13 protein-coding genes and 2 pseudogenes are annotated in these 21,056 nt (G+C 64.4%); 8 read left to right on the top strand and 7 right to left on the bottom strand.

Going from position 1 to position 21,056, the window contains the following annotated elements:
• The first annotated feature begins 151 nt into the window (after positions 1-151).
• Complete coding sequence (locus ACVWW1_RS28360) at positions 152-742, top strand: hypothetical protein (protein ID WP_456660848.1); 591 nt, start codon at positions 152-154, stop codon at positions 740-742.
• Here the strand turns inward: ACVWW1_RS28360 and ACVWW1_RS28355 are convergent.
• On the bottom strand, positions 733-1,359 hold the full coding sequence (locus ACVWW1_RS28355; protein WP_456660697.1) for a TetR/AcrR family transcriptional regulator: 627 nt from the start codon (positions 1,357-1,359) through the stop codon (positions 733-735). The two genes, ACVWW1_RS28360 and ACVWW1_RS28355, sit on opposite strands and share 10 nt — an antisense overlap.
• A gap of 52 nt (positions 1,360-1,411) precedes the next feature.
• Here ACVWW1_RS28355 and ACVWW1_RS28350 point away from each other — a divergent pair, with 52 nt between their 5' ends.
• The 4 genes from ACVWW1_RS28350 (at position 1,412) to ACVWW1_RS28335 (ending at position 8,230) form a co-directional block, all read left to right on the top strand.
• Positions 1,412-1,669, top strand: coding sequence for a hypothetical protein (locus ACVWW1_RS28350; protein WP_456658188.1), 258 nt, complete (start codon positions 1,412-1,414; stop codon positions 1,667-1,669).
• Positions 1,670-1,955: 286 nt separating this feature from the next.
• Entirely contained in the window at positions 1,956-5,414 is a 3,459-nt protein-coding gene (locus ACVWW1_RS28345) for an acyl-[ACP]--phospholipid O-acyltransferase (protein WP_456658187.1), read from the top strand.
• A 63-nt stretch (positions 5,415-5,477) separates the two neighbouring features.
• Positions 5,478-7,253, top strand: a complete 1,776-nt coding sequence (locus ACVWW1_RS28340; protein ID WP_456658186.1) for an NAD(P)-binding domain-containing protein — start codon at positions 5,478-5,480, stop codon at positions 7,251-7,253.
• 14 nt (positions 7,254-7,267) lie between these two features.
• A complete protein-coding gene (locus ACVWW1_RS28335) occupies positions 7,268-8,230 on the top strand; it encodes an alpha/beta hydrolase (protein ID WP_456658185.1) in 963 nt (320 codons plus the stop codon).
• A 341-nt stretch (positions 8,231-8,571) separates the two neighbouring features.
• On the opposite strand, the pseudogene ACVWW1_RS28330 reads toward ACVWW1_RS28335, so the two are convergent.
• The 3 genes and pseudogenes from ACVWW1_RS28330 to ACVWW1_RS28320 form a co-directional block, all read right to left on the bottom strand.
• Positions 8,572-9,614, bottom strand: a pseudogene (locus tag ACVWW1_RS28330) (IS110 family RNA-guided transposase).
• Positions 9,615-9,822: 208 nt separating this feature from the next.
• Positions 9,823-11,028: an ABC transporter substrate-binding protein gene (locus ACVWW1_RS28325; RefSeq protein ID WP_456658184.1), complete on the bottom strand. Its 1,206-nt coding sequence runs from the start codon at positions 11,026-11,028 to the stop codon at positions 9,823-9,825.
• Positions 11,029-11,421: 393 nt separating this feature from the next.
• The gene (locus ACVWW1_RS28320) at positions 11,422-11,649 is read right to left on the bottom strand and encodes a hypothetical protein (RefSeq protein WP_176528552.1); all 228 of its coding nucleotides are present in this window, start codon (positions 11,647-11,649) and stop codon (positions 11,422-11,424) included.
• Positions 11,650-13,055: 1,406 nt separating this feature from the next.
• On the opposite strand from ACVWW1_RS28320, the gene ACVWW1_RS28315 reads away from it, so the two are divergent.
• Complete coding sequence (locus ACVWW1_RS28315; protein ID WP_456658183.1) at positions 13,056-13,322, top strand: hypothetical protein; 267 nt, start codon at positions 13,056-13,058, stop codon at positions 13,320-13,322.
• A gap of 155 nt (positions 13,323-13,477) precedes the next feature.
• On the opposite strand, the gene ACVWW1_RS28310 is transcribed toward ACVWW1_RS28315, so the two are convergent.
• The 3 genes from ACVWW1_RS28310 to rpmB form a co-directional block, all read right to left on the bottom strand.
• Positions 13,478-14,461, bottom strand: a complete 984-nt coding sequence (locus ACVWW1_RS28310) for a methyltransferase domain-containing protein (RefSeq protein WP_456658182.1) — start codon at positions 14,459-14,461, stop codon at positions 13,478-13,480.
• Positions 14,462-14,613: 152 nt separating this feature from the next.
• Positions 14,614-15,291, bottom strand: a complete 678-nt coding sequence (locus ACVWW1_RS28305; protein ID WP_456658181.1) for a hypothetical protein — start codon at positions 15,289-15,291, stop codon at positions 14,614-14,616.
• 50 nt (positions 15,292-15,341) lie between these two features.
• Entirely contained in the window at positions 15,342-15,650 is a 309-nt protein-coding gene (gene rpmB, locus ACVWW1_RS28300) for a 50S ribosomal protein L28 (protein ID WP_207834568.1), read from the bottom strand.
• Positions 15,651-16,001: 351 nt separating this feature from the next.
• Between rpmB and ACVWW1_RS28295 the strand changes: the two genes are divergently transcribed.
• Together ACVWW1_RS28295 and ACVWW1_RS28290 are read left to right on the top strand one after the other, a co-directional pair.
• Entirely contained in the window at positions 16,002-16,832 is an 831-nt protein-coding gene (locus tag ACVWW1_RS28295) for a DUF3108 domain-containing protein (RefSeq protein ID WP_456660696.1), read from the top strand.
• Between the two features lie 674 nt (positions 16,833-17,506).
• Positions 17,507-21,043: pseudogene (locus tag ACVWW1_RS28290) on the top strand (helicase-related protein).
• Positions 21,044-21,056 lie beyond the last annotated feature (13 nt).

Raw genomic sequence — 21,056 nt, 5'->3', positions numbered from 1 at the left:
CCACCGCATCATCAAGACGCTATCTCGCCGAGGCTACCGGCTCGATGCCGCACCGATTTCGCCATCGCACGATCATGGACCGAAGAGTGTCCCGCGCAGCACGTCTGCTCGCCGTGTCGTTGCAGCCCGCCTGGCCGGGCTTCCCCGATGGTTGCTGGTCGCCGGCCTGTCGGTGAGCGCCTTCGTGGCTCTCGCATCTGCGCCGCCGATTGCCAACGGCATGTGGCACCCTCTGGCCGAATTGGCGAACTGGCTTGCGCCGCAGGATCACGGCATCGTGCCAGATCAGGATGTCGAGCGGATCACCGCGCTGGCCGCGGAGAAGCAGTTGCCGCTTCCAGCCTTTCGCATTCGCGCGCCCGCAAACGACGTGCCGGACAATGTCCGCCGTTTTCTCGGCGTGTGGGTGAGCCACGAAGGATGGATCAACTCGCATCGCCAATTCATGATGATCGTGACCAATGTCGATCGTGACGGTGCTGCCACCGGCTATCTCGTGAACGGACCGGCCATGCCTCACAGCCGCACGCCTGGACCCGGCTTTTCCGGCGGCTTCACCGGGGCTGTCCTCGACGACGTCTTGCGATATGACGGCAATGCGGGCCTGCATTCCGCCTCCATCACCGCGGACGGACGGATCGAGTTCAAGCTCATCTTCCGCGCGGGAGGCACCGGGGTAGTGTTTCTTGAACCGCTCTGGACGCTCGCCCGCTCAGGCCGCGTCGCACGCAATCAAACCTGATCGCTGCGCGAAGCGCCGAGCCCTGCAAGATGCGTGTCGACGAACTGCGCGAGGCGCTCGCGCAGCTGCTCCGGCGGCACCGCGACCATGCGCTCCTCAAGGCCCAGCGTGATGATGCCGTGAACCGCAGAGAACATCATCCGCGACAGCAGCGCGACGTCGTCGGGATCGCGATCGGGCAACAGACGCACCAGCGGCGCGTGCATCAGCGCGAAGGCATCCATCACCATCGCCAGGATATCTTCCGGAAACGGTCGGTCATCCTCCATCCGGTGCTCGAACAGCGAGCGCAGCAGATTGGCGTGCTCGGTGGCGAAGCCGAGATAGGCGTCAGCAAGCCCGTGCAGCTGGCGCAGGGGATCGTCGGCCGGGACAGCCTTGAGCCGCGTGGTCAGGGCCTGAACGGTCTCCCGGTTCACGGTGAGGATCAGGCCGTCGAAGTCGCCGAACTCGTTATAGACGCTGCCGATGGAGCAGCCGGCGGCTTCGGCAACATCGCGAACCTTCAATGATCTCAAGCCTTTAGTTGCAATATACCGGCGCGCGATCTCGATCAGCAAAGTTCGCCGCTGAAGTTTTTTCCGGTCGCGTCGCGTTTCTTCTTGAACAATGTTCATTTTCGTATTAATAATTTGAGCGTTGCTCAAGTTGGCATAGGAGGCCACTCACATGCAGACCCTAGCACTTCAATTGACCACCACCTTTGTCGATGACGCGATCGAGCTCGTGAAGGGCTTTGGCCGCGCCATTTTCTCACTGGCGACTGCCCCGATCGAGCGGATCGCCCGCGCCTGCGACGTCGCAGGTGTGCTGGAGCAGCGGCGCGCGGATCGGCGCGCGCCGCGCAAGGCGGCGGCGCGTGGTGGCCGGTGCAAGTCGCGCAGCTGCCGATGGTCGCCGTTCGGCGGCCTGAGTGATCTGACCTGACGCGCCCACATCGCAATTGTCGCCGAAGCCTCAACAAAGCGCTCACCATGTCCCTCGCGAGCCCGTTTCGATGTCGATCGACCACAACCCTGGATAAGGTCTCGTACATTTCTGCCGGGCATTGTCGCGGCGCCCGGCGCGGCCGATCCCCGCCCGTTCGAACCGATACGTTGCGGAAAAGACTAAAGGCTGCGGCATCTTCGTCATTTTCACCATGCTCTCCATTCTCTGCCACGCGAATTCGCAGACCTGCCAGCGCCGCGCGCGCTAACCCAAGGAACTGGTCATGATCAAGGAATTGATGACGTCCCGCCGCTTCGCGCCGCTGTTCTGGTCGCAGTTCTGCTCGGCGCTGAACGACAACGTGCTGAAGAACGCGCTGGTCATCATGCTGCTGTATGGCGTCGCCAACGAGCAGGGGCCGGCGTTGGTCCAGCTCGCGGGTGCGGTCTTCATCGCGCCGTTCTTCGTGCTGTCGGCACTCGGCGGCGAACTCGCCGACCGCTACATCAAATCCGTCGTCGCGCGCCGGCTGAAGTTCTTCGAGATCTTCGCCGCGGCCTTTGCCGCAGCCGGCTTCTTCACCCATTCGATCCCGCTGCTGTTCATCGCGCTGGCGCTGTTCGGTATCGTCGCCGCGCTGTTCGGCCCGGTGAAATATGCTGTGCTGCCCGACCAGCTCTCGGTTTCCGAGCTCGCGACCGGCAACGCGCTGGTCGAGGGCGCGACCTTCATGGCAATCCTGATCGGCACCATCGCGGGCGGCATGTTCGTCGCCGGCGCCAGCCACATGGGCTGGATCTGCGCGGCCGTCGTGGGTCTGTCGGTGCTGTCCTGGGGATTTGCGTCGCGCATTCCGGTGACGCAGCCCTCCGCGCCCGATCTGCCGATCACCAAGAACCCCTGGACCTCGACGGTGCGTCTGTTGAAGTCGCTCTATGCCGAGCAGCGGCTGTGGGACGGCATGGTGATCGTGTCCTGGTTCTGGATGGTCGGTGCGATCGTGCTGTCGCTGCTGCCTGCGCTGATCAAGGAAGGCGTCGGCGGCACCGAGGGTGTGGTCACGCTGTGCCTCGCCGTGTTCGCGATCGGTATTGCCGCCGGCTCGCTGTTCGCCGCGCAGCTGAGCCACGTCCGCCCGAATCTCGCACTGGTGCCGATCGGCGCCATCGTGATGGGCGTGATCGGCCTCGACCTCGCTTGGGCGATCGCCACCACCTCGCTCGGCAAGGAGGTCACCGCGGCGGCGTTCGCGGCCTCGTTCGGCGGCTTCCGCATGCTGGCTGATTTCTTCCTGTTCGCGTTCGGCGGCGGCCTTTTCGTGGTGCCGTCGTTTGCGGCCGTGCAGGCCTGGACCGCGCCGTCCGAGCGCGCCCGCATCATCGCTGCCGGCAATATCCTGCAGGCAGGCTTCATGGTTGCCGGCGCGGTGTTCGTCGGCGCGCTGCAAGCTGCCGGCCTGCCGATCGCCTGGATCTTCTTCGGCCTTGCGATCGCGAGCTTCGGCACCGTCTGGTTCGTGCTGAACAAGTGGGGCAAGGAAGGCGTGCGCGATTTCGGCGCGCTGCTGTTCCGGGCGCTGTTCCGCCTCGAGGTGCGCGGCATGGAGAATCTGCCTCCGGCCGGCACGCGGATGCTGATCGCGCCCAACCATGTCAGCCTGGTCGACGGTCCGCTGCTGCACGCCATGCTGCCGATCGACGCGAGCTTCGCGGTCGACACCGGCATCGCCAAGGCGTGGTGGGCCAAGCCGTTCCTGAAGATGATCAAGCACTACACGATGGACCCATCCAAGCCGCTGGCCGCGCGCGACCTGATCAAGCTGGTCGCCGCCGGCGAGCCGGTCGTGATCTTCCCGGAAGGGCGCATCACGGTCTCCGGTTCGCTGATGAAAGTCTATGACGGCACCGCGATGATCGCCGACAAGGCCGATGCGGTCGTCGTCCCGGTTCGGATCGAGGGCGCGCAGCGTTCGCATCTCAGCTATCTCAAGAATGGCGAGATCAAGCGCTCCTGGTTCCCCAAGGTGACGATCTCGATCCTGCCGCCGGTGAAGCTGCCGATCGACCAGTCGCTGAAGGGCAAGGCGCGCCGCAATGCCGCCGGGGCCGCGCTGCAGGACGTCATGATCGACGCCATGGTCCAGAACGCGATGCTCGACCAGACGCTCTTCGAGGGCCTCGGCCACGCCTATCGCGACCGCGACACCGGCAAGCCGATCATTGAGGACGCGCTCGGCACCAAGCTGACCTATCGCAAGCTGATCCTCGGCGCGCAGGTGTTGAGCCGCAAGCTCGAGCAGGGCACTGCCGTCGGCGAAAATGTCGGCGTGCTGTTGCCGAACTCGGCCGGCGTCGCTGTGGTCTTCATGGCGCTGCAGACCATCGGCCGCGTGCCGGCGATGCTCAACTTCTCGGCCGGTCCAGTCAACGTGCTGGCCGCGATGAAGGCGGCGCAGGTGAAGACCGTGCTGACCTCGCAGGCATTCATCGAGAAGGGCAAGCTCGACAAGCTGATCACGGCGATGGCCGGCCAGGCGCGCGTCGTCTATCTCGAGGACGTCAGGGCCGACATCGGCCTCGCCGACAAGATCGCAGGCTTCCGCGCCGGCATCGCGCCGCGCGTCGCCCGCCAGGCCAACGATCCCGCGGTCATCCTGTTCACCTCGGGTTCGGAAGGCACGCCGAAGGGTGTCGTGCTGTCCCACCGCAACATCCTCGCCAATGCGGCGCAGGCGCTGGCGCGGGTCGATGCCAATGCCAACGACAAGGTGTTCAACGTCCTGCCGGTGTTCCATTCGTTTGGTCTGACCGGCGGCATGATGATGCCGCTGCTCGGCGGCATTCCGATCTTCATGTATCCGTCGCCGCTGCACTACCGGATCGTGCCCGAGCTGATCTACCAGACCGGTGCCACTATCCTGTTCGGCACCGACACCTTCCTCACCGGCTACGCCCGCTCGGCGCATGCCTATGATTTCCGCACGCTTAGGCTGGTCATTGCCGGCGCGGAAGCGGTGAAGGAGCGCACGCGGCAGATCTACATGGAACGCTACGGCATCCGCATCCTCGAAGGCTATGGCGTCACTGAGACCGCGCCGGTGCTGGCAATGAACACGCCGATGGCAAACCGCCAGGGCACCGTCGGCCGCATTTCGCCGCTGATGCAATACCGCCTCGATCCGGTCCCCGGCATCGAGGAAGGCGGACGGCTGTCGGTGAAGGGTCCGAACGTGATGATAGGCTACCTCCGCGCCGAAAATCCCGGCGTGCTCGAGCCGCTGCCGGAAGGCTGGCACGACACCGGCGACATCGTCACCGTCGATGCGCAGGGCTTCATCGCGATCAAGGGCCGCGCCAAGCGTTTTGCCAAGATCGCGGGCGAGATGGTCTCGCTGTCGGCGGTGGAGACCATGGCATCGGCGCTGTGGCCGCAGGCGATGTCGGTTGCGGTCTCGATCCCCGACGCGCGCAAGGGCGAACGCATCGTGCTGCTCACGACGCAGAAGGATGCCGACCGCGCCGCGATGCAGCGCCAGGCCAAGAGCGTCGGCGCGTCCGAGCTCGCGGTGCCCGCCGACATCCGCGTCGTCGACAAGGTGCCGTTGCTCGGCACCGGCAAGACCGACTATGTCGGTGCTACTGCGCTTGTCAATGAACTCGCTGCGGCACCTGCGGCGCAGGCCGAGCCTGCCGGCGAGGAGGGTGAGGCCGAGCCGGCGTCGCTGCAGCAACACGTCGCATGATGGTTGTGCTTTTCGGGAGCATGTTGTCAGATAGACGGCAACTGCTCCCGAGAAAGCACGATCATGCTGGACCAACTGAACCCGGCTACCGAGGACACGCCTGAACTCCTGGCCGAGCGCTGGATCGCCACGCTGGATGCGGCGCTCGCCAGCCGCTCCGCTGATGCTCTCTCCGCGCTGTTTGCGCCCGAGAGCCACTGGCGCAACATCCTCGGCATTTCCTGGCATTTTGCGACGTTCAGCGGGCGGCAGCGCGTGGTTGCCGAGCTGCTCGCGCGCGCAGGCGCAGTGAACGCGCGCGGCTTTCGTCTCGATGACCGTGCCTTGATACCGCGGCGCGCCGTGATGGCCGGACGCGAGGTGATCGAGGCGGTCTTCACCTTCGACACGTCGAATGGCCCCGGCACCGGCGCGGTCCGCCTGTTGCATGAGAGGGGTGCAAATTCCGCGGCGTGGACGTTCTCCACGATGCCTGACTTCGACCGCATCTGCGACGCGCGCGCTACGCACGCCGCCGAGCAATTACACGCGCGCGATTTCGCCGCGCCCGACTGGCTGGAGCAGCGGCAGACCTCGCGCGCCTATGCCGACCGCGAGCCCGACGTGCTTGTTGTCGGCGGCGGCCATGCCGGCATCGCGGCCGCCGTCGAGTGCAAGCGGATTGGGCTCCATGCCCTGATCGTCGATCGCCAGCAGCGCATCGGCGACAATTGGCGGCTGCGCTATCGCGGCCTCAAGCTGCACAACAAGACGCCGGTCAATCTGTTCCGCTACCTGCCGTTCCCGCCGACCTTTCCGGACTACATCCCGAAGGACAAGATCGCGAATTGGCTGGAGAGCTATGTCGACATCATGGAGCTCGACTTCTGGACCGAAACCTCGTTCGAAGGCGCGCGCTATGACGAGACCGCGCAGCGCTGGACGGCGACGCTGCAACGGCCTGATGGTCCGCGTACGCTGCATCCGAAGCACGTCGTGCTCGCGACCAGCGTCAGCGGCACGCCGAACATCCCCACGATCCCGGGCATCGCGCAGTTCGGCGGCAAGGTGCTGCATTCCAGCGCGTTCGCGGCGGGACGCGAATGGGCAGGGCGCTCGGTGGTCGTGTTCGGCACCGGCACCAGCGCGCATGACATCTGCCAGGAGCTGCATGCCGCCGGCGCCGACGTCACCATGGTGCAGCGCAGCCCGACCATGGTGGTCAATGTCGAGCCCGCGCAGCTCTACGACAAGACCTATCTCGGCGACGGTCCGCCGATCGAGGTGCGCGACATCCTCAATTCGGGCGTGCCGCTGCCTGTGATGAAGATCGCGCACCGGATCATCACCGACGAGGTGAAGCGGCTCGATGCCCCCTTGCTGTCGCGGCTGGAGCGCGCCGGCTTCCGGCTCGAATTCGGCGAGGACGGCACCGGCTGGCCGCTGAAATTCCGCTCCCGCGGCGGCGGCTATTACTTCAATGTCGGCTGCTCCGAATTGATCGCCGACGGCAAGATCCGCCTGATCCAGGCCGCCGACATCACCGGCTTTACCGCCGATGGCCTCGCGCTGAAAGACGGCACGACGCTGAACGCCGAGCTATTTGTGCTCGCCACCGGCTACAAGGGCCCCGACCATCTGGTGGGCAGGCTGTTCGGCGACGACGTCGCAGCGCGCGTCGGCCGCGTCTGGGGCTTCGACGAGGCGACGCAGGAGCTGCGCAACATGTGGACGCGCACGGGCCAGCCCGGCCTCTGGTTCACCGGCGGCGCGTTCTCGCAGGCCCGCATCTACAGCCGCTTCATCGCGCTGCAAATCGCGGCGATCGAGGCCGGCGCGCTCTCCAAGCATCTGAACTGACCTAAAGGATTCCCATGCCGCTTCCGCTCGACCCCGTCATTGAGACAATCATCCCGCTGCTGCCGCTGCGCGATCCCGCAACCATGACGCCGCAGAGCTGCCGCGATTCGCTCCGCGCGCTGGCCGATGCGCGGGCCGCGGTGCCGCCGCCGCCGGTCGATGTGGCGCGCGACATTCAGGTGCAGGGCGCTGCCGGCAAGCTCGGGGCGCGGCTCTATCGCAACGGCCGTGGCACGGCGCCGACCGTGATCTTTTTCCACGGCGGCGGCTGGGTTGCCGGCGATCTCGAGACCCACGACCGCCAGGCGCGCAACCTCGTGATCGAGACCAGCGCTGTGGTGATCTCGGTCGATTACCGCCGCCCGCCGGAGACGCGCTTTCCCGGCGCCTTCGAGGATGCGTTCACTGCTGTCCGCGACGTGATCGCGCGCCTCGCTGAATTCGGCGGCGATTTCTCCCGCGTCGGCGTCGCCGGCGATTCCGCGGGCGGCAATCTCGCCGCCGCCACGGCGCTCGCCTGCCGCGACGCCGGCATCAGGCTCGCCGGGCAATTGCTGGTCTATCCCGTCACCGACGTAGCAGGCAATTTTGCCGATGCGGGCGAGAACGCGAGATTTCCGTCGCGCGATGAGAATGCCGAGGGCTATTTCCTGACCCGTGCGACGATGCAGTGGTTCGCGGGGCATTACCTCGCAGATCCCGCGCAGAGCGCCGACTGGCGGGTCTCGCCGCTGCGCGCGAAGTCTCTCGCCGGTGTCGCGCCGGCGGTCGTCACCACCGCCTGGTTCGACCCGCTGCGCGACGAGGGCCATGCCTACGCCAAGGCGTTGCAGGCGGCCGGCGTGCCCGTGACGTATCATACCGGCGAAGGCCTCATTCACGGTTACTTCGGTCTCGGCGATGCGTCGGAGGCGGCGCGGGCCGAGGCGCAGCGGGCGCGGGCGGATTTTCGGGTGCTGTTGGAGAAGGGGGTGTAGCCTCCCGTCGTTCCGGCCGTTGTTGGCGAAGGGAGTCTAACCTCCTCGTCGTCCCGGCCAAGCGAAGCGCGAGCCGGGACCCATATGTGGACGGCCCCCGTGGCACAAGAGCTTTCTGGGATTGATCGGATCGCTTGCATCCATATGTCCGGCCTGTTGAGTGCGATCGAATGGATCGCTGGCCAAGATGGTTTGCGCGATGCGAGTTCCAAACAACCACGCGACCTGTTGACGGCCGATGGGTCCCACGGATTGTCTCGCATCGTTGCTCGATCGATCGCTCCATCTGCTCTTGCAGCTCCGGGTCGGCTGACGAGCGAGCCCGCCAGCCGGCCAATCTGTTAAGCGGTACCCGTCGTCGCGGCATTCAGCCGTGCGGCGTCATAACTCTCACCCGTCACCATCAGCTTCCAGACGATGCGCGCCACCTTGTTGGCGAGCGCTACGGCCGCAAGCTTCGGCGGCTTACGCTTGATCAGCGCCAGCAGCCAGCCGCGAGTGATGACCGCGCCCCCGCCTGGCCTGCTGGATCACCGCCGTGGCCCCGACGACCAGCAGACGGCGCAGGTCCTCATCGCCCGCCCGGGTAATCTTGCCGAGCCTGGTCTTGCCTGCGGTGGAATGGTCCTTGGGTGTCAATCCCAGCCAAGCCGCAAAGTGACGACCGGAGCGGAACGCGCCCGGATCAGGTGTCTTCATCACCAGCATCGTTGCAATGATCGGACCGACCGAGGGGATCTGAGCCAGGCGCCGGCCCGTGGCATCGCCGCGGTGCCAGGCCATCAGCCTGGCCTCAACCACCTCCAACTCGCCCTCGAGCCTGACGCACTCCCGACCCAGCACGACAAACAGCTCGCGCGCCAGAGCGGGAAGCGTCTCGTCCTGCGCGATCCGCGCCAGCAGTGGTTCGATCGCCTCCAGTCCCTTGGGCGCGATCAGGCCATACTCCGCCGCATGGCCGCGGATCGTGTTGGTCAATTGGGTGCGCCGGGGCGATCAGTCCGTCGCGGACCCCCATCAGCATCAGCGCAGCCTGCTGCTCGGCCGTCTTCACCGGCACAAAGCGCATGCTCGGCCGGCTCATCGCCTCACACAGGCCTTCTGCATCACGCCCGTCATTCTTGTTCCGCATCACGTAGGGTTTAACCAATTGCGGCGCCATCAGCTTCACCTCATGGCCCAGCCTGGAAAGCTCGCGCGCCCAATATTGCGACGCCCCGCAGGCCTCCATCCCGATCACCGTCGGCGGAAGCTTGGCAAAAAACTCAAGCACCTGCTTGCGCGACAGCTTCTTGCGCAACACCGGCTGTTCCGCCGCGTCAACTCCATGCAGCACAAAAATATGCTTCGACGTATCCATCCCAATACGGATAATCTCTCTCACGGACGGTCTCCTTGTCTGAGATTTACAACAACCTCATTCTGGCACACTGATGCCGTAGGGGGCCGTCCACACCATCAACCACCGCAGCCTGCCGTTGTAGTCGGCTGCGGTCCCAGCGTCATGCCACACGGACATTCGTGGTTAGGGGTCCCTGCTTTCGCAGGGACGACAATCTTGGTGTGGATAGTTCGCGTTCAACAACCTCACCTCAATCATTCCCGATGGTGTCGCCGAACAGCTGCCAGGTTTCGCCGCTGAACTTCTGCAGCCGCATCGCCTCGACCGGGAAGTAGTCGGTCGGCGAGGTCTTCACCTTGATGCCGGGCAGGAACATCGGCAGCGCGATGTCGAGGTTGGCGGCCTGCTTCATGATGTTCTCGTGGGTGAGGTCGTCGCCGCATTGCTTGAGCACCTGCACCGTCGCCTCCGCCACCACATAGCCGTAGACGATCAGCTGGTCCTGCAGATTGCCGTCCGGGAAATAGTTCTTCATGAAGGCCTGCCAGGCGATCACGTCCTTATCGTCCTTCCACTGCGGATCGTTCGGATCCTTCAGCGAGTAGGACGAGATGATGTCCTTGGCGTATTCGAAGCCGGCGGGCTTCAGCACCGAGGACACCGAGGTCGAGGTCGCGGCGAGGAAGAACAGGTCCGGCTTCCAGCCGATCTCGCCGATCTTCTTGATCGCCTGCGCGGCCTGCTTGGGGATCGCGTGCATGAACAGCACGTTGGCGCCGGAGGCTTTCAGCTTCACGATCTGGCTGTCGACGGTCGGATCGGTGGATTCGTAGGTGGTCTCCGCCACCACCATCCTGGCGGTGTTCTCCGGTCCCAACCCCTTCTTGAAGCCGTTGCCGTAATCCTTGCCGGCGTCGTCGTTCTGGTAGAACAGCGCGATCCTGGCGTCCGGCTTTTGTGTCAGCACATATTTCGCATAGACGGCGGTCTCGGCCTGGTACGACGGCTGAAAGCCGATCGACCACGGATAATGCTGATAGTCGCCCCACAGCGTGGCGCCGGCGCCGACGAACAGCTGCGGCACTTTCTTGTCGTTGAGATATTTGCGCACCGCAAGGCCGGTCGGCGTACCCAGCGGATTGAGGATCGCGGCGACCTCCTCCTGCTCGACCAGCTTGCGGGTCTGCTCCACCGTCTTCGGCGGCGAGTAGCCGTCGTCGAGCGTGATCAGATTGATCTTGCGCCCGTTCACGCCGCCCTGGTCGTTGATCATTTTGAAATAGGCGGCCTGCGTCTTCGCGATCACGCTGTAGGCCGACGCCGCGCCGGAGAATGGCGAGGTCTGTCCGAGCTTGATCTCGGTGTCGCTGGTCCCAGCGCCATATTTCTTCTCGGCGGCGTGCGCCTGTGTCGCGAGCGCAAGCGCGAGTGCTGCCGTGATGGCCTTCCAGATCATCGTGAGCCTCCCTGTGGCGTTCTTATTGTTCGCGAGGGAGAGCTTACGTGAGGTCGAGGGAGGCAGGCTTGCGACGAGACGCCGGGGCAGGGATGCGAAAATGCGGCGGGGGTCCAATAGCGAGGCTGGCGAAATCAGTGAGTGTGCGGTGGCCTGCCGCGATGTGGAATGATTATCAAAATCTCCCCGCGTGCGGGGCGTTTCTTACCTCGCCCCGCTTGCGGGGAGAGGTCGGATCGCATGGAGCGTAGCGCAATGCGATCCGGGTGAGGGGTACAGGTACGTCCGCGAGTCTTGCTGGCGGAGAGAGCCCCTCACCGCAACCCTCTAAGAGCGAGCTTCGCTCGTCTCGACCCCGCAAGAGCGGGGCGAGGGAGAGACCTCCTAATAACCTCAGCGGTAGCGCACGCTGCCGGTCGTGACCGGATCGGTCGGCAGCACCGTGGCGCCGGCTCTACTGGCGGCGGCGGAGGTGATCATGCCGGGCTCGGCCGCGGCCTGCACATCGCGGGGCGGGTTGAATTCGAGGATGACGAGGACTGCCGTGGCCAGCACCGCCACGGCGGCGGTTGCGAGCGCAGGCACCAGTCTTCCGCGCGGATCGGCTGCGCGAACTTGCATTGACCAATTCCTTTATTGGGGTCGTTCTTTGGACGTGATGTAAGAACGGCCAGGCTTCTTCCCAAGAGTGCGGCGCACATGCCTCACAATCAGTTGTGCCGGCCGTGATGTCCTTCACGGTGTTCGAGCCGCGCGGCGGTCGCCACGTCGAATCGCATTCGTGTCGGACGGCTTGTTTGCACACCATGAGTTGGAAGAGATCGTGGCGTTTTGCATGCGCCTCATGCGCTCGTGATGATGCGCGTGAGTTTGTGATTAACGTCGCCGCGACAGGCTCTTTTTGCCGTGATTTAGAGGCTTTCTTCGCTGTGCATGGCGTGTGCGTTAAGGCTTTTTTCACGCGCTTTCGACGCATCACATAGAGATTCGTGTGATGTGCGCGTGATGGAAGCGATGACACCGCTGTCATTGGCAGCAGCTGTCAGTTGACTTGCCATAAACCTCGCGCCGTCGTCATTGCGAGGCGTGTCGCGCCGTCGCTTTAGCGAAGGCGGAAAGCAATCCATCTCTCCTCACGCGACGCGATGGATTGTTTTACTCCGCGCATCATCACGCAAAGAAGAATCCTCTCCGGCGCGGCGCATGCACGTCGTGGTCGGATCGATTCACCTGTCAGACAGCAGGAGAGGGTATGCGCTCGCGATCTCGCGGCACGATCGGCCCGAGCTGCGCTGTAGCTTGACCCTCGCTGATGAGCAGAGGGCGCGGGGAACGCCGGGTGCCAGCACGCACCCATAGGTCCCGAGCAACAAAAAGCTCGGGAGGTAGGACCACAGGTACGGCCGGGCGATCCCGGCGTTCCCCGCGCGGTTGGTTTACGGCTTATACGTGCTCTCCCCGGCGAGACTGGGCTTGTTTGTCACCGTCTTCACTGGACGCGTTTGCGTCTTGTGAAGAGACACCTGCCGCTAGGGCGTCAGGCCTGCACGATTTCGCCGTCCGCGATGAGGCGCGCTCGTCTCGCGCGCTTCTCGCGTCCACCGCATCCCGCACCCAACGTCCGTGACGATCGCGATACGCCCCTCTCAGAGGAGGCGGGACGCGGTCTTGTAATGCTGAGTTGGGGTCTCGGGGAAGAGGAATATTTTCTTCGCGCGGACTGGACGGGGTGTGTCGCCTTGAACTTGCTGGCGAAATTCGTTTTTTCCGCACGGCCGCCGAGGCCGTGGAACTTGCGCTGCGGTTCCGACTTGATGCTGCGGGCTGGTTACCGGCCTGCACGGCCTTGCAATTTCCTGCCCCCAAAGCCAGGGCCGTGCACTCCCCCCGGGGGCGCCAGCTCCCGGGGCCTAGCCCGCGTGGCTCCAACTCCCTTCAAAAGGTCGCAGTCGATTTCCTTCGCTGTGTTCACTACTGCACCGTCAAGCCGCGCCCCGCAGGCGTAGTCTCGGCTCATCACCGCGCGAATGTCCGGCACTGCCGGTGACCGAGAACGCCAGTTGCGCTCCCGCCTTCGGATGCAATGGAGCAGCGTGATGCAGAACAGCCTTCCCAACCCGCGCAGATCCCCGGAGCAACACCTTGCGGATGAATCGATCCGCCTGCGCGACCAGGCCCGCGTCATGCCGCCCGGCGTCGCACGCGACCGCCTGATCCGCATGGCCCGTCAGGCCGAAACCGCCTCGCGCATCAACGCGTGGGTGATGTCGCCGGGACTGCGGTCGCCGAAGTGAGGTGGGTGGCGGCGCGATCCGTCCTGCCCTCGCGACGTGTCACGATTAGGAGTGCGTGATCGGCAGCTGCCGCGACGTCGGCGAATTCGCCGGTGCCAAAGTATGACGACGCACGCGTTGGGGCAGACGCTTAGGCTCCGCCAGTGCGGATTTTCCTAGCCAGGTTTAGAAAATGACAAGATTACCTCCCGCCGCATGCGCCCATCGAGCGACTCTCGGCCGTTCCCAACGGATGGAGGAGGCAGGTAGCGACGGTTGGCTGGCAGGAGCCTAACGCGTTTTGTTTCATTTTTTAGACCTGCTCTTTCCGCGACCGCAGATACAATCTTTGCGTTTGGAATGAACGTCCCGCGAACCGTATTTTCTCCCACTACATAAATGGCTCTGCCACCTGGCTTGAGAACGCGTGCCGCCTCTGCAACAGCTTGGCGCATGTCCTCGATATAATGAGCAAGTACGGCCTCATGTCTCGGGGACAAACGAGGGCTCAATTTGAGATCCGACATGATATTCTTAATGACGTCATCCTTGTGAGCATCTTTGTCGCTCGTCTCATTCCCAACACTCTCCGCTCGGATGTCCGTGAGCTCCTTAATATTGTAGCCCATCCAAACTAGCGAAAACTTGCTACAGCGCATGTAGTCAATTGCGTTCAGGTAGGGTGGAGAGGTCAGCACAAGATCGATGGCTCCGCTGGCGATCGCCAATGATCGTGCGTCGCCAAGTGCGGCGTGTGTCGCGGGACTGTTGTGAGCTTGATCTTGTCGAATGCAATTCTTGAGAACGTGACCTGTTGCCGTAAGAAACTTCCCAAACGGCTTCACCGGAGCGGTTTCGAAAACCTTGTGCGGGCGGCTGTGCGAAAGGTCCATCGCAAGAGACGCGCCGGCTTGTTTCGTGATGATAAGACGCGAGAAAGCGCACCAAAGCGCCTCTCTCGTATGGCTGTCTTGGACCCTATGAATAGCTTCCGCTAGAGCCGCCAACTGACGACGCGCATACGGATCGAACCAGTATCGAATGAACTTTCGTGTCTCGTCGTCAGCATGGCGCGGGTACGCGTCGGCGGTACGTCGGCAGCCAAAGTCGCTCCGAGCGCGCACCAGAATCTCAGAGGCCTTGCGCTCGACTTTATTCACGTCGATCTCGCTAGTCCAAACGCGAGTAAGCAAGACGGCCAAGGGGTCAATATCTACGCCCAATGCGGTATGCCCCTTAGCGCGGGCAACGGCCAGAACCGTACCGGAGCCCATCATCGGGTCAAGAATGCGGATGGGCTTCGTCTCGGCTGCTATAATATCGAGAGCAATCCCAGGATCCGCGTTACGTCGCCCTTGTTGATCAGCGCGTTCGGTGTCGCGAAGTCGGCTTCGTCGTCGATTACGACCTTCTCGCGCACGCGTTCTAGCTTTTGATTCAGCTTTGCGAGATCGCTAGCATTCTTCTTGCAGAAGATGACATGGAATCCCGTCGCGAAAGAGTACTCGGGATCAATGACGTCAGAGAAGTTACGTGCGGCTGGCGACAGATTTGATCGCTGAAATCTATCAAGATTCTGTTGGAGCAGTTGAACGCTGTCATTCAATAAGTGAATGATAACTCGGTTTCCATCGTCGAGTAATTTTGCGGTAAGGCAGATCATCATTTCCGTCTTGCCGCTTTGTGGCTCGCCGTAGATGACGAACGAACTCGTGCCCGCACGCAAAGTCTCGCAGGGCTGGAAACCGCAGCCTCCACGCAGGATGTCTGTTTGTTGAGTTTCTTTAGGCGATTGAGTTGACCTAGGTAACGCTCGCGCTGGGCCGCGATCCCCCTCAGCTCTTCGACATTGACTGCCAACAGCCACCCCTTCGTTATCGCAGTTGAGTGTTCTCGTTCCTGCGATCATAGCGGGTGGTTTGTCTGCGGCATAGGGTTCGCTTACTTCTCCGATGGTCGAATTGTCGCAAAACAAAAACGGCCGGGTCATCCGACCCGGCCGTTCAAAACTCTCTCCGCGTATTCCGCGTTCGGTCTAGCTCAGCTCGCCTTCTTCACAAAAACCGGCTTGCCGACCTTCTTCTCGATCGCGCGCTTGAGGTCCAGCGCGCGGGGCGACAGCACGTCGGCCTTGGCCTTGAGCAGATAGGCGTCGAGCCCGCCATTGTGGTCGACGCTCTTCAGCGCATTGGTCGAGACGCGCAGGCGCACGTTGCGGCCGAGCGCGTCCGAGATGAAGGTCACGTTGGCCAGGTTCGGCAGGAAGCGCCGCTTGGTCTTGATGTTGGAGTGGCTCACCTTGTGGCCCGTCTGGGGGCCCTTGGCCGTCAGTTCGCAGCGCCGGGACATTACCAAAATCCTTATTGCATCCCCGCCTCTGGCGGCGCGTGCAATCACGCGGCCCGCGCGGGGGTTTTGAATTCGCGTCCATTTTCCAGGAACCGCGGGTGTATAGGGGGAGAATACCCGAGCGTCAAGATTATATCGCCGCATGGACGTCGCGGGAAATGGCGGTTCATAAGCGCTACCAGCCACTTAACAGCGGATATGGCAACCATATAAAGGGCGTATTCGGCTGCAAGTCTTGGTTCCATAACAGATGCGCGCGTTGTCCGGCCGAATTGAACGTCCAGATGGATGACGAAAGAGCGCCGATAGCAGGACCGTCAGGTAGGTTAAGTGACCACCGCCATTGCCCTTTTGCCCCCGCTCGGCCGGCTCGTCGGTCTGTGCGCCGGTGCCCTCTTGCTGTTTTGCGCCGAGCGCGCGAGCGCGCAGGGGCGGCTCGACGCCCAGTATGAGGCGACGCTGGCCGGTATCCCGGTCGGCAAGGGCAGCTGGACCATCGAAATCGGCGACGACAGCTTCTCGGCCTCGGCCCAGGGCGGCACCGCGGGCATCCTGAAGGCGTTTTCCGGCGGCAGCGGCTCGGGCGCCTCGCAGGGCCGCGTCGTCAACGGCGCGCTGACAGCCTCGTCCTACACCGCGACCACCACCACCTCGAAGAAGTCGGAGACGATCCGGATGGTGCTCGCCAATGGCGGCATCAAGGAATCCACGATCGAGCCGGAGCCGCCAGTCGATGCCGACCGGCTTCCGGTGACCGATGCGCAGAAGAAGAACGTGTTCGATCCGATGACCGGCTCGTTCCTGCGCGCGCCCGGCAATGCCGAATTGATGAGCCCGGATGTCTGCCGCACCGGCGCCGGCGTGTTCGACGGCCGCATGCGCTACGACCTCAAGCTCGATTTCAAGCGGGTCGAGATCGTGAAAGCCGAGCGCGGCTATCACGGCCCGGCGCTGGTCTGCGCGCTCTATTTCGTGCCTGTTTCGGGCTACATCCCGGATCGCCCTGTCATCAAATATCTCGCCGCCCAGCGCAACATCGAGATCGCCTTCGTGCCGATCGCGGGCACCCGCCTTCTGGTGCCGTTCCGCATGACGATCCCGACCCCGCTCGGCCAGGCCATGCTGGAAGCCACCTCGTTCGTCACCACAGCCGCGCCGCCGCGCGTGGCGAAGACGCAGTAGGGGTGAGCAGCGGAAGTGCTTGACCGTCATCCTGAGGAGCGCGCTCTTGCGCGCGTCTCGAAGGATCGACGGCCACCAGCGGGGCCGTGCTCCTTCGAGACGCGCTTTGCGCTCCTCCAGCGACAAAGGCGAAGCCTTTGCGCGGGGATGACGGGTCAGGGAAGGTGACCGGTTCAAGGAATGCAACGAACGTCACCGGAATCCAGTTGACTCTTGTCCGCTTCTGATTCGACTCGGCCGCCTCTGGAATTTAAGGAATTCAGTCCGCATATCCCGTGCTTGTGGAGCCCTCTCAAACTTGATCTAGTGCCGCCGCCATCAGCCTGCCCGAGATGTTGCGGTGAACGTTTCAGGTCTGGAATGGAGTCACCGATTCGGGCGCGATTCGTTCCGGAGTCGTTCCGAAGCTTAAGCCGGGCGCAGAAAGCGTCGCATTGTGAGACAGATTTTGCGAAACACGCTGCCAATGCGAAACATGCAGCCAGACCGTCACCCTGAGGAGGCCGCGCAGCGGCCGTCTCGAAGGGCGACAGCCCCGCTCTGTCCGCGAGAGGAAGGTTCGATCAGAACGTGCGGATAGATCTTGGCCGTGCATCCTTCGAGGCTCGCTTCGCTCGCACCTCAGGATGACGGGTTGGGGATATCGCCTTCAATAAAAGAAACACCTGCAAAATATGGCTTTCTCAACTTCGTTCGGAAATGACCGCGTGCCCGGCGCAGGCGTCACTGCGGTGCTGGGGCCGACCAACACCGGCAAGACGCATCTCGCGATCGAGCGCATGCTGGCGCATTCGTCCGGCCTGATCGGGCTGCCGCTGCGGCTGCTCGCGCGCGAGGTCTACAACAAGGTCGCGGCCCGCGCCGGCGTCGACAATGTCGCGCTGATCACCGGCGAAGAGAAGATCAAGCCGAAGGCGCCGCGCTTCTGGGTCTCGACCGTGGAAGCGATGCCGCGCGATCTCGATGTTTCGTTCCTCGCGGTCGACGAGATCCAGATCGCGGCCGATCTCGAGCGTGGGCATGTGTTCACCGATCGCATGCTCAATCGCCGCGGCCGCGACGAGACGCTGCTGCTTGGGGCTGCGACTATGCGGCCGATCATCGAGCGGCTGTTGCCGGGCGCCTCGATCGTCACGCGGCCGAGGCTGTCGCAGCTCGAATTCGCCGGCGACCGCAAGATCACGCGGCAGCCGCGGCGCACCGCGATCGTCGCGTTCTCCGCCGATGAAGTCTACGCGATTGCCGAACTGATCCGCCGCCAGCATGGCGGCGCGGCCGTGGTGCTGGGCTCGCTCTCGCCCCGCACGCGCAATGCGCAGGTCGAGATGTTCCAGAACGGCGACGTCGATTATCTCGTCGCCACCGACGCGGTCGGCATGGGGCTCAATCTCGATGTCGATCACGTCGCCTTCGCCTCCGACCGCAAATATGACGGCTACCAGTTCCGCCGGCTGACGCCGGCCGAATTCGCGCAGATCGCCGGCCGTGCCGGCCGCGCCACGCGCAACGGCACCTTCGGCACCACCGGCCGCTGCGCGCCGTTCGAGCCGGAGCTCGTCAATGCGCTGCAGAACCACACCTTCGACAGCGTGAAGATGCTGCAATGGCGCAACGCCAGGCTCGATTTCGCCTCGCTCGGCGCGTTGCAGGTGTCGCTGGCGCTGACGCCCAATCATGAGGCACTGACGCGGGCCCCGGTGGCCGAGGACCTGCGCGTGCTCGAACATGTCGCACGCGACGCCGAGGTGCGCGAATTCGCGCATGGCGCGGCCGCGGTGGAGCGACTGTGGGAGGCCTGCCAGGTTCCGGACTACCGAAAGCTGTCGCCGGCCGCCCATGCCGAACTCGTGACCACGCTGTATGGCTTCCTGATGCAAAAGGGGCGTATCCCCTGACGCATGGTTTGCCGCCCAGGTCGACCAGGCCAACCGGACCGACGGCGATATCGACACGCTATCGGGCCGGATCGCGCAGATCCGGACCTGGACCTTCGTTGCCAACCGGCCCGACTGGCTCTACGACCCGGAGCACTGGCAGGGGATCACGCGCGATCTCGAAAATAAATTGTCCGATGCGCTGCATGAACGGCTCACGGAGCGTTTCGTTGACAGGCGGACCAGTGTATTGATGCGCCGCCTGCGGGAGAACTCAGTTTTGAATACGGAAATTGGCAAGACCGGTGAAGTGATCGTGGAAGGCCACGTGATCGGCCGGCTCGATGGTTTCACCTTCGCACCTGATGCGGCCGAGGCCGGCAGCGACGCCAAGGCGCTGCAAGCCGCCGCCCAGCAGGTGCTGGCGCGCGAGATCGATACGCGTGCCGAGAAACTGGGCGCCGCCCCCGACGAGCAGTTCGTGCTGACCTCCGACGGTACCATCCGCTGGACCGGGCGATGCGGTGGCCAAGCTGGTGGCCGCCGACGACGCGCTGCATCCGCGGCTGCGCATCATTTCCGACGAGCGGCTGACCGGCGCCTCGCGCGAGGCCGTGCAGACCCGGCTCGATCTCTGGCTCAAGACGCATATCGAGAAGCTGCTCGGGCCGCTGTTCGAACTGTCCAAGGCCGAGGATATCCAGGGCATCGCCCGCGGCATCGCCTTCCAGCTCGTCGAGGCGCTCGGCGTGCTCGAGCGCAGCAAGATCGCCGCCGAGATGAAGGATCTCGACCAGCCCTCGCGCGCCGCGCTGCGCAAATACGGCGTGCGGTTCGGCGCCTATCACATCTATTTTCCGCAGCTCCTGAAGCCCGCGGCGCGCTCGCTGGCGTCGCTGCTGTGGGCCGAGAAGCAGAGCAATGTCGACATGGGCGCGCTGTCGAATGTGCAGCATCTGGCGTCGAGCGGCCGCACCTCGTTCCCGGTCGACAAGGCCCTGCCGCGCGACGGCTATCGCGTGCTCGGCTATCGCCAGTGCGGCGAGCGCGCGGTGCGCGTCGACATTCTCGAGCGGCTCGCCGATCTGATCCGTCCGGCGCTGGCCTGGCGCGAGACCTCGCCCGGCGAGAAGCCGGCCGGTGCGTTCGATGGCCGCGGCTTTGTCGTCACCCAGGCGATGACCTCGCTGACCGGCTCCGCCGGTGAGGACTTTGCCTCCATCCTGCGCGCGCTCGGCTATCGCATGGACCGCCGTCCGCCGCTGCCGCCGAAGGCAGTCGAGGTTGCGCCGGTCGAGACCACCGAGACCATCGCCGCCGAGACGCCGCCGGTCGAGGCGACATCTGATGTCGCCGCGGACGCGCCGGTCGATGCGGCTGCCGAGGTCGTGGCCGATGCGCCGGAAGCCGCCGCTGCGCCTGAGGCCGAAGCCGCCGCCGATCAGCCGGTGTCCGGCGATCCCGCGCCTTCGGCCGCGCTGCTGCCCGACGTCGGCTTTGCCGAGGTGGTCGCCAGCGAAGCGACGCCGGTGGTGCTCGAGACCCAGCAGGATGCTGTCGCCGAGCGCGCCGCGCCGGTCGATGAGCCCGCTGTTGCCGAAGCGCCCGCTGCTGAAGCCCCCGCTGCTGAAGTCCCGGCCGAGCCCGCGCCTGCGGTGGAAGCCGTTGCGGAGACGGCGCCGGAGGCCGTTGCCGCAGAGACACCGTCAGAGTCCGCCGCCGAAGCGCCTGCGGAGACCGCGAGCGCTGACGCAGCAACCGCCGAGGCCGCCGCGGAAACGCCGGCCGAGCCGCAAATGGTCGAAGTCTGGCGTCCCGGTGGTCGCTCCGACGAGCGCCGTCCGCATCATCGCGGTCACGACCGCAACCGCGGCCGTCACCAGAATAAGCCCGCCGAGGGTGCGCAGGCCACGGAGGGCGGTGGCGAGGGCCAGAAGCGCGAGCATCATCGCCGGCCGCGCCGCCACCAGGATTTCCGCGTTCCGCGCCCAGGCGCGCCCGCTGACGGCGCTGCGGCCGGCCGCTGCCGCGCCGGCCGACGGCGCGCCGCGCGAGGACAAGGGCCAGCGCCGCGAGCGCTTCGAGGGCAAGGGTCGCGATCGCGACAATGAGCGTCGCCGCGACAACAAGTTCGGTGGTGGTGACCGCAAGGGCGGTGATCGTGACCGCGGCGGCCGCGATTTCGGCAAGGGCGGCCGCGACAAGCGCGAGGGCGGCCCATCGCATCGGCCCTACGCCTCGAGCGCGCCGCGCGAGCGCGACCGTCCGATCGATCCGAACTCGCCGTTCGCCAAGCTCGCTGCCCTGAAGGAGCAGCTCGCCGGCCGGAAGGAATAATCCAACCCTTGGT

The organism is Bradyrhizobium sp. JR3.5 (assembly GCF_054057015.1).
This window is presented reverse-complemented; position numbering and strand designations above follow the sequence as displayed.

Coding starts and splice junctions, on each gene's coding strand:
- ACVWW1_RS28340 (WP_456658186.1), top strand. CDS start 5,478: ATGCTGGACCAACTGAACCCGGCTACCGAGGACACGCCTGAACTCCTG.
- ACVWW1_RS28315 (WP_456658183.1), top strand. CDS start 13,056: ATGTCCGGCACTGCCGGTGACCGAGAACGCCAGTTGCGCTCCCGCCTT.
- ACVWW1_RS28325 (WP_456658184.1), bottom strand. CDS start 11,028: ATGATCTGGAAGGCCATCACGGCAGCACTCGCGCTTGCGCTCGCGACA.
- ACVWW1_RS28305 (WP_456658181.1), bottom strand. CDS start 15,291: ATGACCCGGCCGTTTTTGTTTTGCGACAATTCGACCATCGGAGAAGTA.
- ACVWW1_RS28345 (WP_456658187.1), top strand. CDS start 1,956: ATGATCAAGGAATTGATGACGTCCCGCCGCTTCGCGCCGCTGTTCTGG.
- ACVWW1_RS28355 (WP_456660697.1), bottom strand. CDS start 1,359: ATGAACATTGTTCAAGAAGAAACGCGACGCGACCGGAAAAAACTTCAG.
- ACVWW1_RS28350 (WP_456658188.1), top strand. CDS start 1,412: ATGCAGACCCTAGCACTTCAATTGACCACCACCTTTGTCGATGACGCG.
- ACVWW1_RS28320 (WP_176528552.1), bottom strand. CDS start 11,649: ATGCAAGTTCGCGCAGCCGATCCGCGCGGAAGACTGGTGCCTGCGCTC.
- rpmB (WP_207834568.1), bottom strand. CDS start 15,650: ATGTCCCGGCGCTGCGAACTGACGGCCAAGGGCCCCCAGACGGGCCAC.
- ACVWW1_RS28335 (WP_456658185.1), top strand. CDS start 7,268: ATGCCGCTTCCGCTCGACCCCGTCATTGAGACAATCATCCCGCTGCTG.